Annotated in this window: 17 protein-coding genes, 1 tRNA gene and 1 riboswitch; of the genes, 11 read left to right on the top strand and 7 right to left on the bottom strand. The window is 63.1% G+C overall.

Features of this window, described 5'->3' with window-relative positions; genetic code table 11:
* Window positions 1–82 precede the first annotated feature (82 nt).
* Window positions 83–556 (bottom strand): Co2+/Mg2+ efflux protein ApaG, encoded by a 474-nt coding sequence (gene apaG / locus HKD27_RS00855; RefSeq protein ID WP_041111971.1) that lies wholly within the window; start codon window positions 554–556, stop codon window positions 83–85.
* A 41-nt stretch (window positions 557–597) separates the two neighbouring features.
* On the bottom strand, window positions 598–1,791 hold the full coding sequence (gene metZ / locus HKD27_RS00860; protein WP_194688241.1) for an O-succinylhomoserine sulfhydrylase: 1,194 nt from the start codon (window positions 1,789–1,791) through the stop codon (window positions 598–600).
* 72 nt (window positions 1,792–1,863) lie between these two features.
* A riboswitch (SAM riboswitch) is annotated at window positions 1,864–1,943 on the bottom strand.
* A 109-nt stretch (window positions 1,944–2,052) separates the two neighbouring features.
* Between metZ and HKD27_RS00865 the strand changes: the two genes are divergently transcribed.
* Window positions 2,053–2,126 (top strand) — tRNA-Gly (locus HKD27_RS00865).
* 20 nt (window positions 2,127–2,146) lie between these two features.
* On the opposite strand, the gene HKD27_RS00870 is transcribed toward HKD27_RS00865, so the two are convergent.
* From HKD27_RS00870 to HKD27_RS00890, 5 genes are all read right to left on the bottom strand, one after another.
* Window positions 2,147–2,686, bottom strand: a complete 540-nt coding sequence (locus HKD27_RS00870; protein WP_052327648.1) for a hypothetical protein — start codon at window positions 2,684–2,686, stop codon at window positions 2,147–2,149.
* Window positions 2,687–2,738: 52 nt separating this feature from the next.
* Window positions 2,739–3,488: a 2OG-Fe dioxygenase family protein gene (locus tag HKD27_RS00875; protein WP_041111974.1), complete on the bottom strand. Its 750-nt coding sequence runs from the start codon at window positions 3,486–3,488 to the stop codon at window positions 2,739–2,741.
* Between the two features lie 80 nt (window positions 3,489–3,568).
* Window positions 3,569–4,798, bottom strand: coding sequence for an NAD(P)/FAD-dependent oxidoreductase (locus HKD27_RS00880; RefSeq protein WP_194688240.1), 1,230 nt, complete (start codon window positions 4,796–4,798; stop codon window positions 3,569–3,571).
* A 98-nt stretch (window positions 4,799–4,896) separates the two neighbouring features.
* Window positions 4,897–6,132, bottom strand: coding sequence for a bifunctional glutamate N-acetyltransferase/amino-acid acetyltransferase ArgJ (argJ, locus tag HKD27_RS00885; RefSeq protein ID WP_062497502.1), 1,236 nt, complete (start codon window positions 6,130–6,132; stop codon window positions 4,897–4,899).
* A gap of 4 nt (window positions 6,133–6,136) precedes the next feature.
* Entirely contained in the window at window positions 6,137–7,075 is a 939-nt protein-coding gene (locus HKD27_RS00890) for a peptidylprolyl isomerase (protein ID WP_194688239.1), read from the bottom strand.
* Window positions 7,076–7,400: 325 nt separating this feature from the next.
* Here HKD27_RS00890 and secA point away from each other — a divergent pair, with 325 nt between their 5' ends.
* Genes secA through tolB form a run of 10 tightly spaced genes read left to right on the top strand, consistent with a single transcriptional unit; the run spans window position 7,401 to window position 17,227 of the window.
* On the top strand, window positions 7,401–10,166 hold the full coding sequence (secA, locus tag HKD27_RS00895; RefSeq protein ID WP_194688238.1) for a preprotein translocase subunit SecA: 2,766 nt from the start codon (window positions 7,401–7,403) through the stop codon (window positions 10,164–10,166).
* A 34-nt stretch (window positions 10,167–10,200) separates the two neighbouring features.
* Entirely contained in the window at window positions 10,201–10,950 is a 750-nt protein-coding gene (locus tag HKD27_RS00900) for a YebC/PmpR family DNA-binding transcriptional regulator (protein ID WP_062501367.1), read from the top strand.
* Window positions 10,947–11,453: a crossover junction endodeoxyribonuclease RuvC gene (ruvC, locus tag HKD27_RS00905; protein WP_011253202.1), complete on the top strand. Its 507-nt coding sequence runs from the start codon at window positions 10,947–10,949 to the stop codon at window positions 11,451–11,453. The genes HKD27_RS00900 and ruvC overlap by 4 nt, the downstream gene beginning before the upstream one ends.
* A complete protein-coding gene (ruvA, locus tag HKD27_RS00910; protein ID WP_194688237.1) occupies window positions 11,450–12,052 on the top strand; it encodes a Holliday junction branch migration protein RuvA in 603 nt (200 codons plus the stop codon). The genes ruvC and ruvA overlap by 4 nt, the downstream gene beginning before the upstream one ends.
* Window positions 12,049–13,098, top strand: coding sequence for a Holliday junction branch migration DNA helicase RuvB (gene ruvB / locus HKD27_RS00915; protein ID WP_041111981.1), 1,050 nt, complete (start codon window positions 12,049–12,051; stop codon window positions 13,096–13,098). Before ruvA ends, ruvB begins: the two co-directional genes overlap by 4 nt.
* Window positions 13,099–13,150: 52 nt before the next feature.
* Complete coding sequence (ybgC, locus tag HKD27_RS00920) at window positions 13,151–13,576, top strand: tol-pal system-associated acyl-CoA thioesterase (protein ID WP_041111982.1); 426 nt, start codon at window positions 13,151–13,153, stop codon at window positions 13,574–13,576.
* 29 nt (window positions 13,577–13,605) lie between these two features.
* Window positions 13,606–14,397 (top strand): protein TolQ, encoded by a 792-nt coding sequence (gene tolQ / locus HKD27_RS00925; protein ID WP_172492883.1) that lies wholly within the window; start codon window positions 13,606–13,608, stop codon window positions 14,395–14,397.
* Between the two features lie 3 nt (window positions 14,398–14,400).
* Window positions 14,401–14,841 (top strand): protein TolR, encoded by a 441-nt coding sequence (gene tolR, locus HKD27_RS00930; RefSeq protein ID WP_194688236.1) that lies wholly within the window; start codon window positions 14,401–14,403, stop codon window positions 14,839–14,841.
* Window positions 14,842–14,853: 12 nt separating this feature from the next.
* The gene (locus HKD27_RS00935; protein WP_194688235.1) at window positions 14,854–15,849 is read left to right on the top strand and encodes an energy transducer TonB; all 996 of its coding nucleotides are present in this window, start codon (window positions 14,854–14,856) and stop codon (window positions 15,847–15,849) included.
* 16 nt (window positions 15,850–15,865) lie between these two features.
* Window positions 15,866–17,227 carry a Tol-Pal system beta propeller repeat protein TolB gene (gene tolB, locus HKD27_RS00940; RefSeq protein WP_194688234.1) on the top strand — a complete coding sequence of 454 codons (1,362 nt, stop codon included), beginning with the start codon at window positions 15,866–15,868 and terminating at the stop codon, window positions 17,225–17,227.
* The last annotated feature ends 254 nt before the right edge of the window (window positions 17,228–17,481 follow it).

Here is a 17,481-nt window from a genome sequence, read left to right on the forward strand (position 1 = left end):
GGGGAGGAATGGGCCGGGACGGCGGCAACGTCAAGCGTGTGTGACTGTTCTCCTGCCTGTCCGTGCGGCCCGTTCACCGCCTTCAGTGCACCAGTGTGCTGTCGTGGGGGCTGTCGAGGCTGAAGACCGGGATGCTGACGTCGAAGCGATGGCCCGAGCGGGGCTCGACCATGTGGTAGGTGCCGCGCATGAAGCCGGTCGGCGTCGTGAGCATGGCGCCGGACGTATAGTCGAACTGTTCCTGCGGGCCGATCACGGGCTGTTCGCCAACCACGCCATCGCCGTGAACATGTTCCTTGCGTCCAAGCCCGTCCACGATTTCCCAAGAGCGGGAGAGAAGCTGGAACGTGTCTTTCCGCTCGTTCTCGATGCTGATGTGATAGGCCCAGGCGTATTGATGGTCTTCGGGATGGGACTGGTCGTCCAGCCAGAAGGTCCGGACCGTGACCGTCACGTCGTCCGTGGTTTCGCTGAAGCGGGGTGCACTTTCCATGGCTTCGGCGAGTGCCGTCTCGGGATCGGCGTGCAGATGGGGGTGGGATGACTTGTCAGGCATGACGCCATTGTAAAGCCATCCCGGGGATTTGTCAGGAAAACTTATGCGAGGGCCGCGACGGCCGCCGCACCACGCTTGAGATCATCGATCAGGTCTGCCGGATCTTCCAGACCGACGGAGAGGCGGATGGCGCCGTCCGTGATGCCGAGACGGGCACGCTCCTCCGCGCTGACGCGCATATGCGTTGTCGTGGCGGGGTGGGTGGCCAGGCTGCGGGCATCGCCGAGATTGTTGGAAATCGCGATGATTTTGAAGGCGTTCATGAAGGCGAACGCGCCCTCACGGCCTTTGTCCACCACGAACGCGACCATGGAGCCGCCATTGTTCATCTGGGTTTTGGCCAGTTCATGCTGCGGATGGTCGGCACGACCCGGATAGCGGACCTGAACGATTCCCGGCAGCTCGGCCAGTGCATCCGCGATGGCGGCGGCATTGCGGGCCATGGCATCCGTGCGGAGCTGGAGCGTTTCCAGACCCTTGAGCAGGACCCAGGCGTTGAATGGCGACAGGGCGTTGCCGGTGTTGCGGGTGAAGGGCTGGAGCGTCTCGGTGATCCACTTACTGGAGCCGAGCACCGCACCGCCGAGGACACGGCCCTGACCGTCGATATGTTTCGTACAGGAATAGACGATCACGTCCGCGCCGAGTTTGAGCGGGGACTGGCCGAGCGGCGTTGCGAAGACGTTGTCCACGATCAGCAGGCCGCCGGCCTTGTGCGTCAGCTCGGCAACGCGGGCGATGTCGAGGACGTCGAGCATCGGGTTAGACGGGCTTTCGATCAGCACGGCGGCGGTCGGCTTGGACAGTGCGCGCTCCCAGGCGTCGTAATCCGTGCCGTCCACCAGTTCGGTCTCGATACCGTAGCGGGGCAGGAGATTGGTCACGATCCAGTAGCAGGAGCCGAAAATAGCGCGGGAGGCGACGACGCGGTCGCCGGCCTTTACAGTCGACAGGATGGCCGAGGAGACGGCGCCCATGCCGGTCGCTGTGGCAACGCAGGCTTCGGCACCTTCGAGAAGGGCGAGGCGCTCCTGAAGCGTGTCCACGGTCGGGTTGCCGAAGCGGGAATACTGGAAGTGCTGGACGTCGCCCGTGAAGGTGGCGGCGGCCTGTTCGGCGCTGTCATAGACGAAGCCGGATGTCAGGAAGAGTGCCTCGGACGTTTCGCCGAACTCGGTGCGGTTCGGGGCTTCGTGCAGGAGACGGGTGGCTGTGCGCCAGTTTTCTGAAGACATGATGTGTCCCTCCATAAAACGTCCTGTTGTGCAGGGCGCATGTGGCGGGCCGTGGAAGTCCTGGAAATCGTTCGATAACGACGCAGGGCCTCTTTAGCGCAGTTCTTTAGCCTCGCCGCAAGCCGGCCGCTCAAATCACGAGGGTCAGGCACGCCATGACGTTTCTGACAGGCAGGACTATGAGCCGTATTTCGGTTTTGCGTCAACACCTCGAGGGCGGATTGCGAAGGGATCGCAGAGCGGTTATGCTCGGGGGCGTTAGCGGGCGTAGTTCAATGGTAGAACGGCAGCTTCCCAAGCTGCATACGGGGGTTCGATTCCCCTCGCCCGCTCCAGACTTCCTGAAAAACAGTGGTTATTTGGGCATCGGCGGTGCGCTGAGCGTGTCCTGATATTCCTTGCCGTTCCAGACCCAGCGGTCGTTCGGGCTGACCAGCAGGTCATGCATACCCTTGTGGCGCGTGGGCAGGACGGAAATATCGCCGTTCACGGAGTCCAGGACCGTGTTCCAGGTGTCATTGTGCTTCAGATAGACGGAGGTCGTGCAGCCTGCGGAACCGCAGAGGCGCGCGGACTGGAGCTGTACGAACAGGGCCTCGTCATTCTTGCCCGAAGACAGCGGGGCGGAGCCGACGAGCACGACCGGTTGGTCATGGTGTTTGGCCGCGTCCTGAAGATCGTCTTCGTTCAGTTTGCGGGCGTCTTCATCCAGCTTCGTGCCCGGATGGGCCGTGAGGATGACGGGAGCCGCACCGGCATTGGCCGACTGCGTCGTATGCCGCGTGTGATGGCGGGTCTTGCCTGTCGCGGCATCCGCACAGGACAGGGCTCCGGGGAGCATGAAGGACAGGGCCAGAACCGCCGCGGGGCGGGAAAGAATCTGCTGGATCGACATGAGACCTGTCATAACACGAAATTGAAGAAGAACATCTGTGAAGCTTCGGGGATTATTCGTGGCGGAGCGTCACCACCAGCACGTCCCGATAGGCGGGTTGTGACGGATCGACCGGTTGGACGGCCGTGACGCCGTGATAGACGCGGTGATCGTCCACGATGGCGGCATCCAGCGGGTTGGTGAGCGTGAAGGAGCCGAGCGGGTCCTTGCGCATGCCGTGGATCGTGGTGACGCCCTGTTCGACGTTGTGGCGGGCGACCATCAGCACGAGAACCCAGTCCACGCCATCGCGATGCAGGCCCTCGGGTGTGGGGTGGCCTTCATTGCCCGGACGGGCCTCGATGCGGAACTGATGCACCTCGACATGCCAGACCGGGGGTTTTTCCTTCGGCGGCGTCAGGGCATCCGCGATCCGGCTGACGGTGCGGATGGCGGCGGTCATGGCGGGATGGGTGGCGATGGCGTCCGTTACGGCCGGAAACCAGCGCTCGATGCCGCCATTGAGCAGGTTGTAATCCCGGCTCTGGTAATGGGGCTGGTGTTTTTTGCGGGTGATGGTGTCGCCCGAGACGGCGAAGGTCGCATAACGGCGGCGGCGGTAACGGCCGCCATCCGCCATGTAGCGGTCAAGACCCAGATGATTCCAGCTCTCGGCAAAACCCTGCCAGTCCGTCAGGCCTTCATGCTCCAGCAGAGGACGCGTGACGTCGGCCTGCAGGAAGGAAAACCCTTTTTCCAGCAGCACGTCTTCGATGCGGATCAGAGCCTTGTCAAAGGGCGGGGAGAGATCGGTTGGGCTCATGAGTTCTCGGACCAGGGGACGCAGGGTTGGATGAGGCTGCGTCCCACATTCCCTCTTTGACGGGCTTCTGAAAAGGGATTTCAGGCGCCCAGATCAGGTTTGACCGGCGAAAGATGTTCGCGGAGCGTGCTGCAGGCTGTGGGGGCCACACCGAGGATGCCTGCGAGGTGCTGGCGGTACAGTCCCTCATGGATCAGACGCGCGGCCAGACCCGACAGCAGACCCCCGCCGAAGCTGCGCTTGGCGTCCAGCATGCCCCAGCCGTTGTAGTCCCCCAGGGCCACGACGGCGCCGCGGTCGTTATAGGCGAACGGGGCAGGGGTCCTGCCGGCGATGATTTCCGGCAGGGCACGGCCGAGATACTGGCCTTCCTGGCGTGCGGCCTGAGCTGTCGGCGCGATCGGGGCTGCGTCGATGCGGGCGCAGTCGCCGATAGCGAAAACGGTCGGGTCCTGCGTGGTCTGAAGCGTGGTGGTCACGCCAAGCTGGCCGGAGCGTCCGCGTTCCAGACCTTCGAGCAGGCTCGTGGCGTCCGAGGCGCGCACGCCGGCGGCCCAGACGCGGAGGCTGGCGGGAATGTGCTCGCCGGTTTTGAGGCTGAAGCCGGTCTCGTCCGCGCCGACCACCATGGCTTCGGTCCGCACGGAGATCCCGAGCTTTTCGAGCTGCTGCGTGGCGGCAGTGGAGACAGCTTCGGGGAAGGCAGGGAGGATGCGCGGGCCGGTCTCGATCAGGACGGCGTTCAGCAGGGATTTGCGAACGGCCGGTCCCAGGCCGCGGGCGTCATCGATGGACTTGCACAGTTCGGCAATCAGCTGGACGCCGGTTGCGCCACCGCCGACGATGCCGACCGAGAGCTTATCGCCAGCGGCACGGGCTTTCTGCACGGCTTCGCGGAAAGTGGCGAAGAGTGCGTCGGCGTCGTTCAGGCTGTCGATGAACATGCAGTGATCGACGATGCCGGGAATGCCGAAGTCATTCGCACGTGAGCCGAGAGCGACCACCAGATAATCGTAAGGCAGTGTCGCGCCGGTATCGAGCGAGACGGTCTTGTTCTCGCGATTGACGGCGACGGGGCTGCTCTGGACGAAGGTGAAGCCGAACTTTGCGGCCGTGTCCTTGAAGGGGATGCAGTTCCCCTGATGCTGCATGGTGCCCGCAGCGAATTCGTGCAGGGCCGGCTTCCAGTAGTGGACGGGGCTGCGATCAACGAGTGTCAGGGAGATGTTCTGGCGACGGCCCAGCGCTGCAGCGGCTTCAAGCCCCCCAACGCCACCGCCAAGAACAAGCACGCGAGCTCCAGCAGACATGGATTTTTCCTCATATCAAGTGCGAAACGGCACCCGGATTTTGCTAACGGCAGAGGCGGGGACGCACAAGCCCCGCTCTCGCTGACGTGTTGGGACGGTCAGCTGCGGTAGGAGCCGTTGATGTCGATGTAGCCATGCGTCAGATCGCAGGTCCAGACGCGGGCCTGTCCGTCGCCCAGGCCGAGATCAACGGCAATTTCGATCTCCTGACCCTTCATGTGGGCGACGACCGGGGCTTCATCGTAATTCTCGACGACACCGCCGTCTTTCGCGATCCACGTGCCGCCGATGGCGACGGAGAGGCGGTCACGGTCTGCGGGTTCACCGCTTTTTCCCACCGCCATGACCACGCGGCCCCAGTTGGCGTCCTCGCCCGCAATGGCGGTTTTGACGAGCGGGGAGTTGGCGATGCACAGCGCGATGCGGTGGGCGGAGAGATTGGAATCCGCTCCGGTGACGGCGATACGGACAAGCTTTGTCGCACCTTCGCCATCGCGGACCACCATCAGCGCGAGCTCCAGCAGGAGATCGTTCAGCGCAAGGGTAAACTCGGCGAGAGCGGGGTCGTTGACGTCGTCGACTTCCGGATTGTCGGCCAGTCCGGTCGCGAAAATCATCAGCATGTCCGAAGTGGACGTGTCCGAATCGACGGTAATGGAATTGAAGCTCTGGGCGCAGCCGGAGGCCAGCAGGGATTGCAGCACGTTCTGCGGCAGTCTGGCATCGGTTGCGACATAGGCCAGCATTGTGGCCATGTCGGGGGCGACCATGCCCGATCCCTTGGCGATGCCCTGGATGCGGACGGGGGTGCCGTTGATTTTCACATCGCGACGGGCGGCCTTGGGGAAGGTGTCCGTCGTCATGATGGCGCGGGCGGCATCGGCCCAGCCGTTCTCTTCCAGTCCTGCCCTGGCGGCGGGAAGGGCGGCGATGATGCGGTCCTGCGGCAGTTTTTCGCCGATCACGCCCGTGGAAGCGAGAAAGACGTCCTGCGGAGGGCAGTCGAGAAGCTGTGCGGTGGCGTCCGCGCAGTCTTCGCAGGCCTGGATTCCGGCGCGGCCGGTAAAGACGTTCGCGTTGCCTGCATTGACGAGCAGGGCGCGGGCATAGGGGGTCGTCAGGGCCTCGCGGCACCACAGGACCGGGGCGCCGGGGCAGGCATTCTTCGTATAGACGCCTGCGGCAACCGTGCCAGGGACGAATTCCGCGAGCATCAGATCCGTGCGGCCCTGATAGCGGATGCCCGCGGCGACGGCGGAAAGCCGCACGCCCGCAATCGTTGCAAGGTCCGGAAGAGGACGCGCGAGCGGAGAGACGGGGAGCGGCTTTGCCATGGACTTACTTCTTTGCAGGTGCGGCAGCCGGAGCTGCATTCGGGATCGCCTTGCCCTGTGCGTCGTAGTGAACGACCTTCACCTGGGATTCAGCGGCCTGAACGATGTCACGCACCTTGTCGCGGATCAGCTCCTGACGGACCTGGTCGTGGACCTGGTCGAAGGTCGGGATCGGGGCCGTGCGGGTCGCGAGGACCTGGATCACATGCCAGCCGTACTGGGTGTGAACCGGGGTTTGGGAGATCGTGTTCGGCTTCATGGCGAAAGCCGCTGCGGAGAAGGCCGGCAGCATGTCTTCCTTCTTGAACCAGCCGAGATCGCCACCATTGGCGCCCGCGGAACCCTTGTCCTTGGAAAGCTGGGCGGCGAGCTTGCCGAAATCAGCGCCCTTGCCGAGCTGGGCAATGATGTCCTTGGCCTGCGCTTCGCTGTCCACGAGGATGTGGCGGGCGTGGATCTCTTCTTCCGGCTTCTTGTTCGCGTAATGCGACTGGTAGAAGTCATGCATTGCGGAATCGGTGACCAGCGGGCCGACCTTCTCTTCGAGATAGGCGTTCTGCAGGGCGTTCGCGGCGGCAGCGTCCATGGCGGCCTTCACGTCCGGCTTACGGCTCAGGCCTTCCTTGTCGGCAGCGATCTGGACGGCCTTCTGGTCAACGAGCTGGTTGACGATCAGGGGAACCAGGACGGACGGCTGGATCTGGCGGGCCTGCGGCGGGAGGTTGCCCGCTGCGCGCTGCACGTCGCCCAGCGTGATCTTCGCACCGTTGACGGTGGCGATTAGCATGTCGGGGTTGGGGGCAGCGGCCGGAGCACCGGTCGGGGCAGCTGCGGGCGCTGCGGCGGCAGGGGCTGCCGCAGGAGCGGCGAAAGCCGTCGATGCTGCGACCGACGTGCCGGCCAGAAGGGCGGCGAGAGCGAAAGTGGAGCGGGAAAGCCGCATGTGGGAACTACCTCGGATGTAACCTGGAAAAAGGATGGCCTGCACCATGACAAAGGCTGGTCCGCCCTGCAAGGGTGCGGTCCGTTACCATTCCTTCACGCACCCTGCAGGCGGGTGTCGCGCGAGGCGTGTGGTCGGTCGGGGATGTGACCCTGTGATGACAATGGGAACATTTCATCGGGGTTCTGGACGGGCTCTCCATTGACCCTTTGCGGCCCGGGTCCTATCTCCAGCAGACGTGAAAATCCTGACGGCACGGTGTGGCGGGTCTTTCCGGTAGTGGAAAGAGCTGGCGCTTCGGGCCTTCGGCATCTCAAGGTTCAGCATGTTCGCACGCCTCGCCCGCGCCCTTTTCGGTTCTGCCAACGATCGCACGCTCAAGGCGTATCAGCGCCGTGTGCCCGAGATCAATGCACTGGAGCCTGCGGTCCAGGCCCTGTCTGACGAGCAGCTCCGGCACAGGACGACCGAGTTCAAGGAGCGGCTGGAAAAGGGCGAAACCCTCGATGGTCTGCTGCCGGAAGCCTTTGCGGTCTGCCGTGAGGCGTCGCGCCGTGTTCTGGGCAAGCGTCACTTTGATGTGCAGCTGATCGGCGGCATGGTCCTGCATGCGGGCCGGATTGCCGAGATGCGGACGGGTGAGGGCAAGACCCTTGTGGCGACTCTGGCGGTCTATCTGAACGCGCTGAGTGGCAAGGGCGTGCATGTCGTCACGGTGAACGACTATCTCGCGCGGCGTGACGCGGAAGAGATGTCGATCCTCTACAGCTTCCTTGGGCTGACGACGGGTGTGATCGTGCCGAACCTGTCGGACGGAGAGCGTCGCGAGGCTTATGCCGCAGATATTACCTACGGCACGAACAACGAGTTCGGCTTCGACTACCTGCGCGACAATATGAAATATTCGCTTGGCGACATGGTGCAGCGTCCGTTCAATCACGCGATCGTGGATGAGGTGGACAGCATCCTGATCGATGAGGCGCGGACCCCGCTCATTATCTCCGGTCCTGCAGATGACAGCTCCGACCTGTATCGCTCTGTCGATGATGTGGTCGTGAAGCTCGTTGAGGAGCCTGACGTCTACGACAAGGACGAGAAGCTGCGGTCTGTCACGCTGACCGAGCACGGTTCGCACCGTGTTGAGGAACTGCTGGCGGAAGCCGGCGTGCTTCAGGAAGGCGGGTTGTACGACATCCATAACGTCGCTGTCGTTCATCACGTCCAGCAGTCCCTGCGGGCACATACGCTGTTCACCCGGGACGTGGATTATATCGTGCGTGACGGCAAGGTCGTCATCATCGACGAGTTCACGGGGCGCATGATGGACGGTCGCCGGTATTCGGATGGTCTGCACCAGGCGCTGGAAGCCAAGGAGCATGTGGAGATCCAGCAGGAGAACCAGACGCTCGCTTCCATCACGTTCCAGAACTATTTCCGTCTCTATCCGAAGCTGTCTGGCATGACTGGTACGGCCATGACCGAGGCTGACGAGTTCGCGGAAATCTATCACCTCGATGTGGTGGAAATCCCGACGAACCTACCGGTACAGCGGATCGACACGGATGATGAGGTCTATCTGACGGCGGCTGAAAAGTTCAGTGCCGTGGCGGATCTGATCAAGGAGATCCACAAGACCGGCCAGCCTATTCTCGTGGGCACGACCTCCATCGAGAAGAGCGAATATCTCTCGCAGATTCTCACGCAGCGCGGTATTCCGCATAACGTCCTGAATGCACGTCAGCATGAGAAGGAAGCGATCATCGTGGCGCAGGCGGGTGCGCCGGGAGCCATCACGATCGCCACGAACATGGCGGGCCGCGGAACGGACATCAAGCTTGGCGGCAATATCGAGATGCTGGTCAAGGCCAGTACCGAAGGCGTCGAGGACGAGGCGCAGCGTGAGTCTGTCGAGCAGAATATCCGCGCGATCGTCGAGGAGCATCACGAGGAAGTTCACAAGGCGGGCGGTCTGTATGTGATCGGCACGGAGCGGCATGAGAGCCGCCGCGTGGACAACCAGCTTCGGGGCCGTTCGGGACGTCAGGGCGATCCGGGCAATTCGCGCTTCTTCCTGTCGCTTGAAGACGATCTGATCCGCATTTTTGCCAGCGACCGCATGGGCGCGATGATGCAGAAGATGGGGCTCAAGGAAGGCGAGGCGATTGTTCATCCCTGGCTGAACAAGGCCCTGGAAAAGGCGCAGAAGCGGGTCGAGGCGCGCAACTTCGACATGCGCAAGAACACGCTCAAATATGACGACGTCATGAATGACCAGCGCAAGGAGGTTTACGCCCAGCGCCGGGAATACATGGCGACGGACGATCTGTCGGGCGTGATCGCCGAGCTGCGCGAGCACACGATCGAGGATCTGGTGCATGCGCATATTCCTGAAAAATCCTTTGCCGAGGCCTGGGATACGGAAGGGCTGACAAAGGAAGTCTCTCGCATTCTGAACCTGGATCTGCCGATTGCAGACTGGGCGAAGGAAGACGGGATGGATGCCGAGGGCGTCATCGAGCGGATCGAGGCGGAAGCCGCGAAGGCGCAGGCGGCACGGACGGCCAATATGGGCCCCGAACTGATGCGTTTGATCGAGAAACAGGTCGTGCTGACGACGTTCGATGCGGTGTGGAAAGAGCATCTGCACGGGCTGGACCAGCTCCGTCAGGGCATTGGTCTGCGGGCTTATGGTCAGCGTGATCCGCTGAACGAGTACAAGCAGGAAGCCTTCCAGATGTTCACGGCGATGCTGGATGATATGCGCATCCGCGTGACGGAGACGATGTGCCGCATCCAGGCCGTGTCCGAGCCGCCGCCGTTCCCGGTCATCAACACTGAAACGTCCGGTCCGTCCGAAGAACCTGCGGGACTGTTCGCGCAGGGAACGACGGGGGGCGATATTCCGGCGCCGCAGCCGATGGCGGGTTTCCCGTCTGCTGCTCCGATGCCGCCACGCCCGCAGCCCGTCCCGACGGGGGCGGAGCCTGATGCGGCGACGCTTCAGCGCTGGTATGCGGAGACGCCGCGTAACGCCCTTTGCCCGTGTGGATCGGGTCTGAAGTTCAAACACTGTCATGGCAGGCTCGCCTGAGCCTCTGACACGACGATAGAGGAAGGAGCGACCGATGGCCGGTCATTCACAGTTCAAGAACATCATGCACCGCAAGGGTGCGCAGGATGCCAAGCGCGCCAAGCAGTTCGCCAAGGTCCTGCGTGAGATCACGGTTGCGACACGCTCGGGCCTGCCTGACCCGGCGTCCAACCCGCGTCTGCGTGCCGCGATTTCCATGGCGCGTGAAGTCAACATGCCCAAGGACAATGTCGAGCGCGCCATCAAGAAGGCGTCCGGTGCTGCCGGTGGCGACGACTATGTGGAAGTGCGTTACGAGGGCTATGGTCCGGCCGGTGTTGCGCTGATCGTCGAAGGTCTGACGGACAACCGCAACCGGACGGCGGGCGAAGTCCGTGCAGCGTTCTCCAAGCATGGTGGTTCGCTGGGCGAGACGAACTCGGTGTCGTTCATGTTCCAGCGTCTGGGTGTCATCAGCTATCCGCTGGATGTGGCTTCCGAGGACGAAATGCTGGAAGCCGCCATTGAGGCCGGTGCGGATAATGCCGAGACGACCGAAGAAGGCCATGAAGTGACCTGCGCGATGGAGAATTTCTTCGCCGTGCGTGATGCGCTTGAGAGCCGTTTCGGTGAGCCGCAGTCGGCCAAGCTCGACTGGCGTCCGGAAAACAGCGTGACGCTGGACGAGGACAAGGCGCGTTCGGTCATGAAGCTGATCGACGTGCTGGAAGACAGTGACGATATCCAGGCTGTCTATGCAAACTTCGATATTCCGGACGACGTGGCTGAGGCGCTGGCTGCTTGATCCGTCTGATGGGCATTGACCCCGGCCTGCGTTTCATGGGCTGGGGCATCATCGACGTGGACGGCAATCATCTCAAGCATGTGGCTTCGGGTGTGATCGGGACCGATGGGTCCGAATCCGTGCCGCTGCGTCTGTGCGAACTTCACGGCGCGCTCAAGAAGCTGATCCGTGAATATGCGCCGGCAGAGGCGGCTGTTGAGGAAACTTACGTCAATCGTAACGGCTCCTCGACGCTCAAGCTCGGCTATGCGCGGGGGGTGGCTCTGCTGACGCCCGCTTATGAAGGGCTGCCGGTTGCGGAATACGGGGCGATGACGGTCAAGAAATCCGTGGTCGGGACCGGGTCTGCGAGCAAGGAACAGGTGACGATGATGGTGAAGCGGCTTCTGCCGGGGGCGGAGATCCGCAAGGCCGATGCGTCCGATGCGCTGGCCGTTGCGATCTGTCATGCCCATCACCGTGCAAGTGCCGCGCATGTCGTGGCTGGAAAGCGCATGGCATGATCGGGCAGCTCACCGGACTTGTCGGGCAGATCGAAGGCGAACGCTGCATCGTGGACGTCAATGGTGTGGGGTATGTGGTCTCGGCCTCGACCCGCACATTGGCGGCGCTGCCTCAGCCGCCGTCCGTGGCGCGTGTGCTGATCGAGACGATCGTGCGTGAGGATGCGATCCAGCTTTTCGGTTTTGCGACGACGGATGAGCGGGACTGGTTCCGGCTGCTGACGACCGTGCAGGGTGTGGGCGCGAAAGTCGCGCTGGCGATCCTGTCGGCGAACAGTCCGGGCGAGATCCTGCTGGCGATCAATGCCGGGGACAAGGGCTCGCTGACCCGTGCGGCCGGTGTCGGGCCGCGTCTGGCGGACCGGATCCTGAGCGAGCTGCGCAACAAGGTTGCGAAAATGCCGGGCGGGGGCGGGACTGTTTCCGCACCGGGTGTTGTCTCGGGGCCGAGTGTCGAGAACGACGCGCTGCTGGCGCTGGCGGGGCTTGGATTCCGCCGGGCCGAGGCCTGGCCTGTGCTCAGTAAGGTGCTGGCCGAGAACGAGAATGCGACGCTTGATCTGGCGATCCGGCTGAGCCTGAAGGATCTCGCGCGATGAGCGACGACTACCGCGAAACCGATCCGGCCCGTCAGCCCGAAGATATGGGCGAGGGCAGTCTGCGGCCTGAAACGCTTGCGGATTTTACGGGGCAGAAGGCTAGCCGTGAAAATCTGGCGATTTTTATCGAGGCGGCGCGGGCCCGGAATGAAGCGCTGGATCATGTCCTGCTGCACGGGCCTCCGGGTCTGGGCAAGACGACGCTGGCGCAGATCGTGGCGCGGGAACTGGGTGTGGGGTTCCGGGCGACGTCCGGGCCGGTGATCCAGCGCGCGGGTGATTTGGCGGCGATCCTTACGAATCTCCAGCCGCGTGACGTGCTGTTCATTGATGAAATCCACCGTCTCCAGCCGGCGATCGAGGAAGTGCTCTATCCGGCGATGGAGGACTTCCAGCTTGATCTGATCATCGGCGAGGGGCCGGCTGCGCGGTCTGTGCGGATCGATCTGGCGCCGTTTACGCTTGTGGCTGCGACCACGCGGGCCGGTCTGCTGGCGACGCCTCTGCGGGACCGGTTCGGGATTCCGCTGCGGCTGGTGTTCTATACGCCGGAAGAACTCCGGGCGATTGTCTCGCGCGGGGCTCTGAAGCTCGGGATGCGCCTGACGGATGACGGGGCGGAAGAAATCGCCCGCCGGTCCCGTGGGACGCCGCGTATTGCGGGGCGTCTGCTGCGGCGGGTGCGGGATTTCGCGCTGGTGTCGAAGCATGCGGTCGTGGACCGGGCGCTGGCAGATGCGGCTCTGGGGCGGCTTGAGGTTGACGAGCGCGGGCTGGATGCGATGGACCGGCGTTATCTCAAGCGGATTGCCGAACATCATCATGGCGGTCCGGTCGGCGTGGAAACGCTGGCGGCGGGGCTTGCCGAAGCGCGCGATACGCTGGAAGACGTGATCGAGCCTTACCTGATCCAGGAAGGGCTTGTTCTGAGAACGGCCCGCGGGCGGATGCTGGGTGAGGCGGGATGGCGTCATCTCGGCCTGACGCCGCCGGCGAGCCAGGTGGATCTGCTCTCCTCGCTGGAGCAGGACGATTCCGCGCCCTGAAAGGCCCTGAACACGGTTCGGGGTATGGGCGCACCATGACTGGAGAAACAGTATGGCCACGCACAAGATCAGGTTCCGGGTTTATTACGAAGACACGGATGCGGGCGGTATCGTCTATCACGCGCGCTATCTGGGCTTTGCCGAGCGTGCGCGGAGCGAGGCGATGCGGGATGCGGATGCGTCCGTGACCGAGCTTCTGAACGATTTCGGACTGGTCTTCGTCGTGCGTCAGGCCGCACTCCGCTACCGCTCGCCGCTCCGACTCGATGACGAGATGGAAATCGAGACGGCGCTGGAGGCCATGACTCCGACGCGGCTGAAACTTTGTCAGACGGTCCGGAATTATTCCGGGGGTGGCGAAACGGCTACGGTTATCGACGTTGAACTGGCCTGTCTGAATGCTGCTGACATGAAACCTGCCAAAATTCCGCCTCGGTGGCGTGATGCAGTAAGAAAACTGGAGGCAGGAGAGGTCTGACCCACTTTCCTGTTTCGTCATGAAGTGCAATGGAGAGTCCTGACCCGCAAGGGACAGGATCTGTACAGGAGAGAACAGTGGATCATGAGGTAAGTTCGAGTGCGCTTGGGGCGGTCGGTGCGGCCGGTCTTTCGCCTCTGGACCTGTTCCTGCACGCCTCCATCGTTGTAAAGCTGGTGATGCTGGGTCTGCTGCTGTGCAGCGCCGGCGTATGGGCGATCATTGCGGAAAAAATCATTCTCATCCGTCGCGTCAACCGTGAAGCGACCGAGTTCGAGGATCGTTTCTGGTCGGGCGGATCGCTCGACGATCTTTACGAATCCGATGGTGCGCGGCCGACACATCCGATGGCGGCCGTATTCGGTGCTGCCATGGGTGAGTGGCGCCGTTCCGCACGGATTGGCGGAATTGACCTGTCGCGGGGTGGCGTGCGTGAGCGCGTGGACCGCGCCATCGACATCACCATCATGCGTGAGAACGACCGTCTGACGCGCCGGCTGATCTTCCTTGCGACGATCGGCCCGGTGGCACCGTTCGTCGGTCTGTTCGGAACGGTCTGGGGCATCATGCATTCCTTCGCGTCCATCGCGCAGATGCACAACACGAACCTTTCGGTCGTGGCGCCTGGTATTTCCGAAGCTCTGTTCGCCACGGCGATCGGCCTCGTGACGGCCATTCCGGCCTATATCGCCTATAACGGTCTGAGCAATTCCTTCGAGAAGTTCGCGGATCGTATGGAAGCCTTCGGCACCGAGTTTGCGGCCATCCTGTCGCGTCAGTCCGAGGAACGTGCGGATGATACGACCGGCGGGAAGGCCTGAACCATGGGAATGTCTGCGGGAGGACGGGCTGGAGGTGGCGGACGCCGTAAGCGTCGGCCCGCCTCGGAAATCAACGTCACGCCACTGGTGGACGTCATGCTGGTGCTGCTCATCATCTTCATGGTGACGGCGCCGATGCTGACCAGTGGCGTCAATGTGGATCTGCCGAAGACGGATGCCAGCCCGGTCAATTCGGATTCCAAGCCGATCACCGTCTCCCTGAAGACGGATGGGTCGCTCTATCTGGGGGACCAGCAGGTGACGTCGGACCAGCTGATCGACCAGCTCAAGGCACAGTCGCAGAATGATCCGACCCATCGCATTTTCGTCCGTGCCGATGCACATATCGACTACGGACAGGTGATGCAGGTCATGGGGCAGATCACGTCGGGTGGCTTCACGCATGTTGCGCTTCTCGCGCAGCAGCCCCAGAGCGGCCAGTAAGAGGCCGCTGCCGTGGTGCGTCCACGCCGCTCTGACAACAGGCGCTTTCGTCATGCGCTTTACGGATCAGCCGCCATTCATCTGGGGCTGATCGCGTATCTGCTTGTGCAGATCCCCCCCGAAAAACCGCCCGAGCCACCGGAGCCCCCCACGGTTCAGATGGAATTCGAGCAGGCAGGACCGCCGACCCATCCGGTCAAGGGCGATCATCCGGCGCCTGCGCCCGCTCCGGCCCCTGCACCCGTAAAGAACGAGGCGCCTCCTGCCCCGACACCGCCCCTGAAGGCGCCGACGGAAGAGCCGCCTCCGCCACCACCACCGCCTCAGCCCGTGCCGCCTCCACCGGAGACGCCGCCGCAGAAGCTGCCGGACATCAAGCTGCCGCCGAAGATGACGGACGAGTCGCCCGAGCCTGTGCCAGCGTCGCCGCCTAAACCGTCACCGCCGTCGAAATCGACGATGGTTGCACCACCGAGCCCGCAGACGCAGAAGGCCGACAAGCTGCCGGATATGCCGAAATTCTCGCATATGACGCAGCCGAATGCGGCCAAGAAGACGGAAGCGGACAGTCATTCGCTGCTGGCGACGCTGGATAATTTCCGGGCGGACCAGAAGCAGACCCATGCGCCGACCGCGAAGGCCAATCCGCCGCAGGGTGGTGCCCCCAACGGGGGTGGGGTGCCGAATGGTGACATCACCAAGTCCCTGTCCATGGCGGATCAAAAGGCCATCGGTGGCTCCGTGCGCCGCTGTTATACCGAAGACACCGAAGCGCGGAACTATGCGAGCTTTGTCGCGCATATGGTTGTGACCGTTGATGCGACCGGCGAGGCCCGGATTGTCAAATTTGCGCCTGATACGGCTGCGAAGATGGCGTCCGACCCATCCTATCGCGTTCTGGCGGAGCGGGCGCGGGATGCGGTGCTGAGTCCCACCTGTGCCCATCTGCCGATCCCCTCCAAGATGCTTGGTCAGACGCATGAACTGCGTTTTGTCTTCAGGCCGTAATCCACGAGGAAGTCTCATGTCCTTCATTCCCGATACCGAAGCCGAGGCCCTGAGCGCGCTGTTCTCGCGCCGCTCCGTTCTGGGAGCGACCGCCGCGGGCGGTCTCCTGGCGACGCCTCTGGCGGCCTTTGCCCAGTCGGGCGCCGCTTCCGGCCCCGGTGAAGCCGAAATCACCGTCGATCAGGCCCGTCAGGAGCCGATCCCCATCGTCGTTCCGAATTTCGGGGCAGGGCTGGGTGAGCAGATTTCTGGCGTGATTACGTCCGACCTGAACGGAACCGGTCTGTTCAAGGTCATGAGCGGCAGTGTGCCGCCGGGCTCCACGCCGGATTTCAGTGCTCTCAAGGCCCAGGGCGCCCGTGCGGCCGTGGCCGGTCAGGCCGTTGGTGCGGGGAGTGTCCGCGTCGAGATGCGCCTGTGGGATGTACTCTCCGGACAGCAGCTTCAGGGCACGGCCTATACGGCGTCCAACAGCAACTGGCGCCGGATCGCGCATATCATTGCTGACGTGATCTATGAGCGGATGCTGGGCGAGAAGGGCTATTTTGATACCCGCATCGCCTATATCGCCCGGACCGGTCCGCGCCATCACCAGATCACGCGTCTGGCCCTGATGGATCAGGATGGCGCGAACGAGCGCATGCTGACGGGTGGCGAGTGGCTGACGCTGACGCCGCGTTTCAACCCGGTGCGCGACCAGATTGCGTTCATGTCTTACGCCAATAACCGTCCGCGCGTGTATCTGTTCGATCTGGCGTCAGGCCGTCAGCAGATTCTGGGTGAGTTTGCGGGCATTTCCTTTGCGCCGCGCTTCTCGCCGACGGGTGGATCGGTCGTGCTGTCCGCCACGCGTGGGGGCGGGTCTGACATCTTCGTTGTCGATCTGGCGTCCCGTGCGAAACGGCAGATCACCAATTCCAACGGTGCGATCGACACCAGCCCGTGCTTCAGCCCGGATGGCAGTCAGATTGTGTTCAACTCCGACCGTGGCGGCAGCCCGCAACTCTACATCATGAGCGCGTCCGGCGGTGGAGCAAAGCGGATCTCCTACGGCAGCGGGCAGTACGGTTCGCCAGTCTGGTCGCCGCGCGGGGATCTGATCGCCTTTACCCGGATCGGCAGCGGAGGGTTCTCGCTCGGTGTCATGAACCCGGACGGTACGGGCGAGCGTATCCTCACGCAGGGCTTCACGGTTGATGGGGCCACGTTCTGCCCGAATGGTCGTGTGCTGGCGTTCTGCCGTCAGAGCGCGTCCGGTGCGGGTGGTGCGGGTTTTGCCTCTGGCATCGGCACGATCGATATTACGGGCTTCAACGAGCGTCCGATCCGGATCTCGACGGGTGCGTCCGACCCGGCCTGGTCTCCGCGGAACGGCTGAGGTCAGGCTCCGCGCTTTCGATTGGAAAGCGCGGATTTTCAGGGGTGAAAACCCCCATATCCCAGAGTCCCGTTGCCGTGCTGATTCGGTCTGTGGCCGTCAGGGCCTCGTGGGCCAGCTTCCAATGCTACGCCTGTAGCGCTTGTCTGCCACGCAGACAGCGCATGTATCCAAACTGCAAAACTTCAATGCTGAGACAAATATGGCGGAATTCTGCCACATTCGTCAGAGTTGGTGTGACATTTATGCCGAGT

This window comes from Gluconobacter sp. R75690, assembly GCF_015244525.1.
GTDB classification, from domain to species: Bacteria; Pseudomonadota; Alphaproteobacteria; order Acetobacterales; family Acetobacteraceae; genus Gluconobacter; species Gluconobacter potus.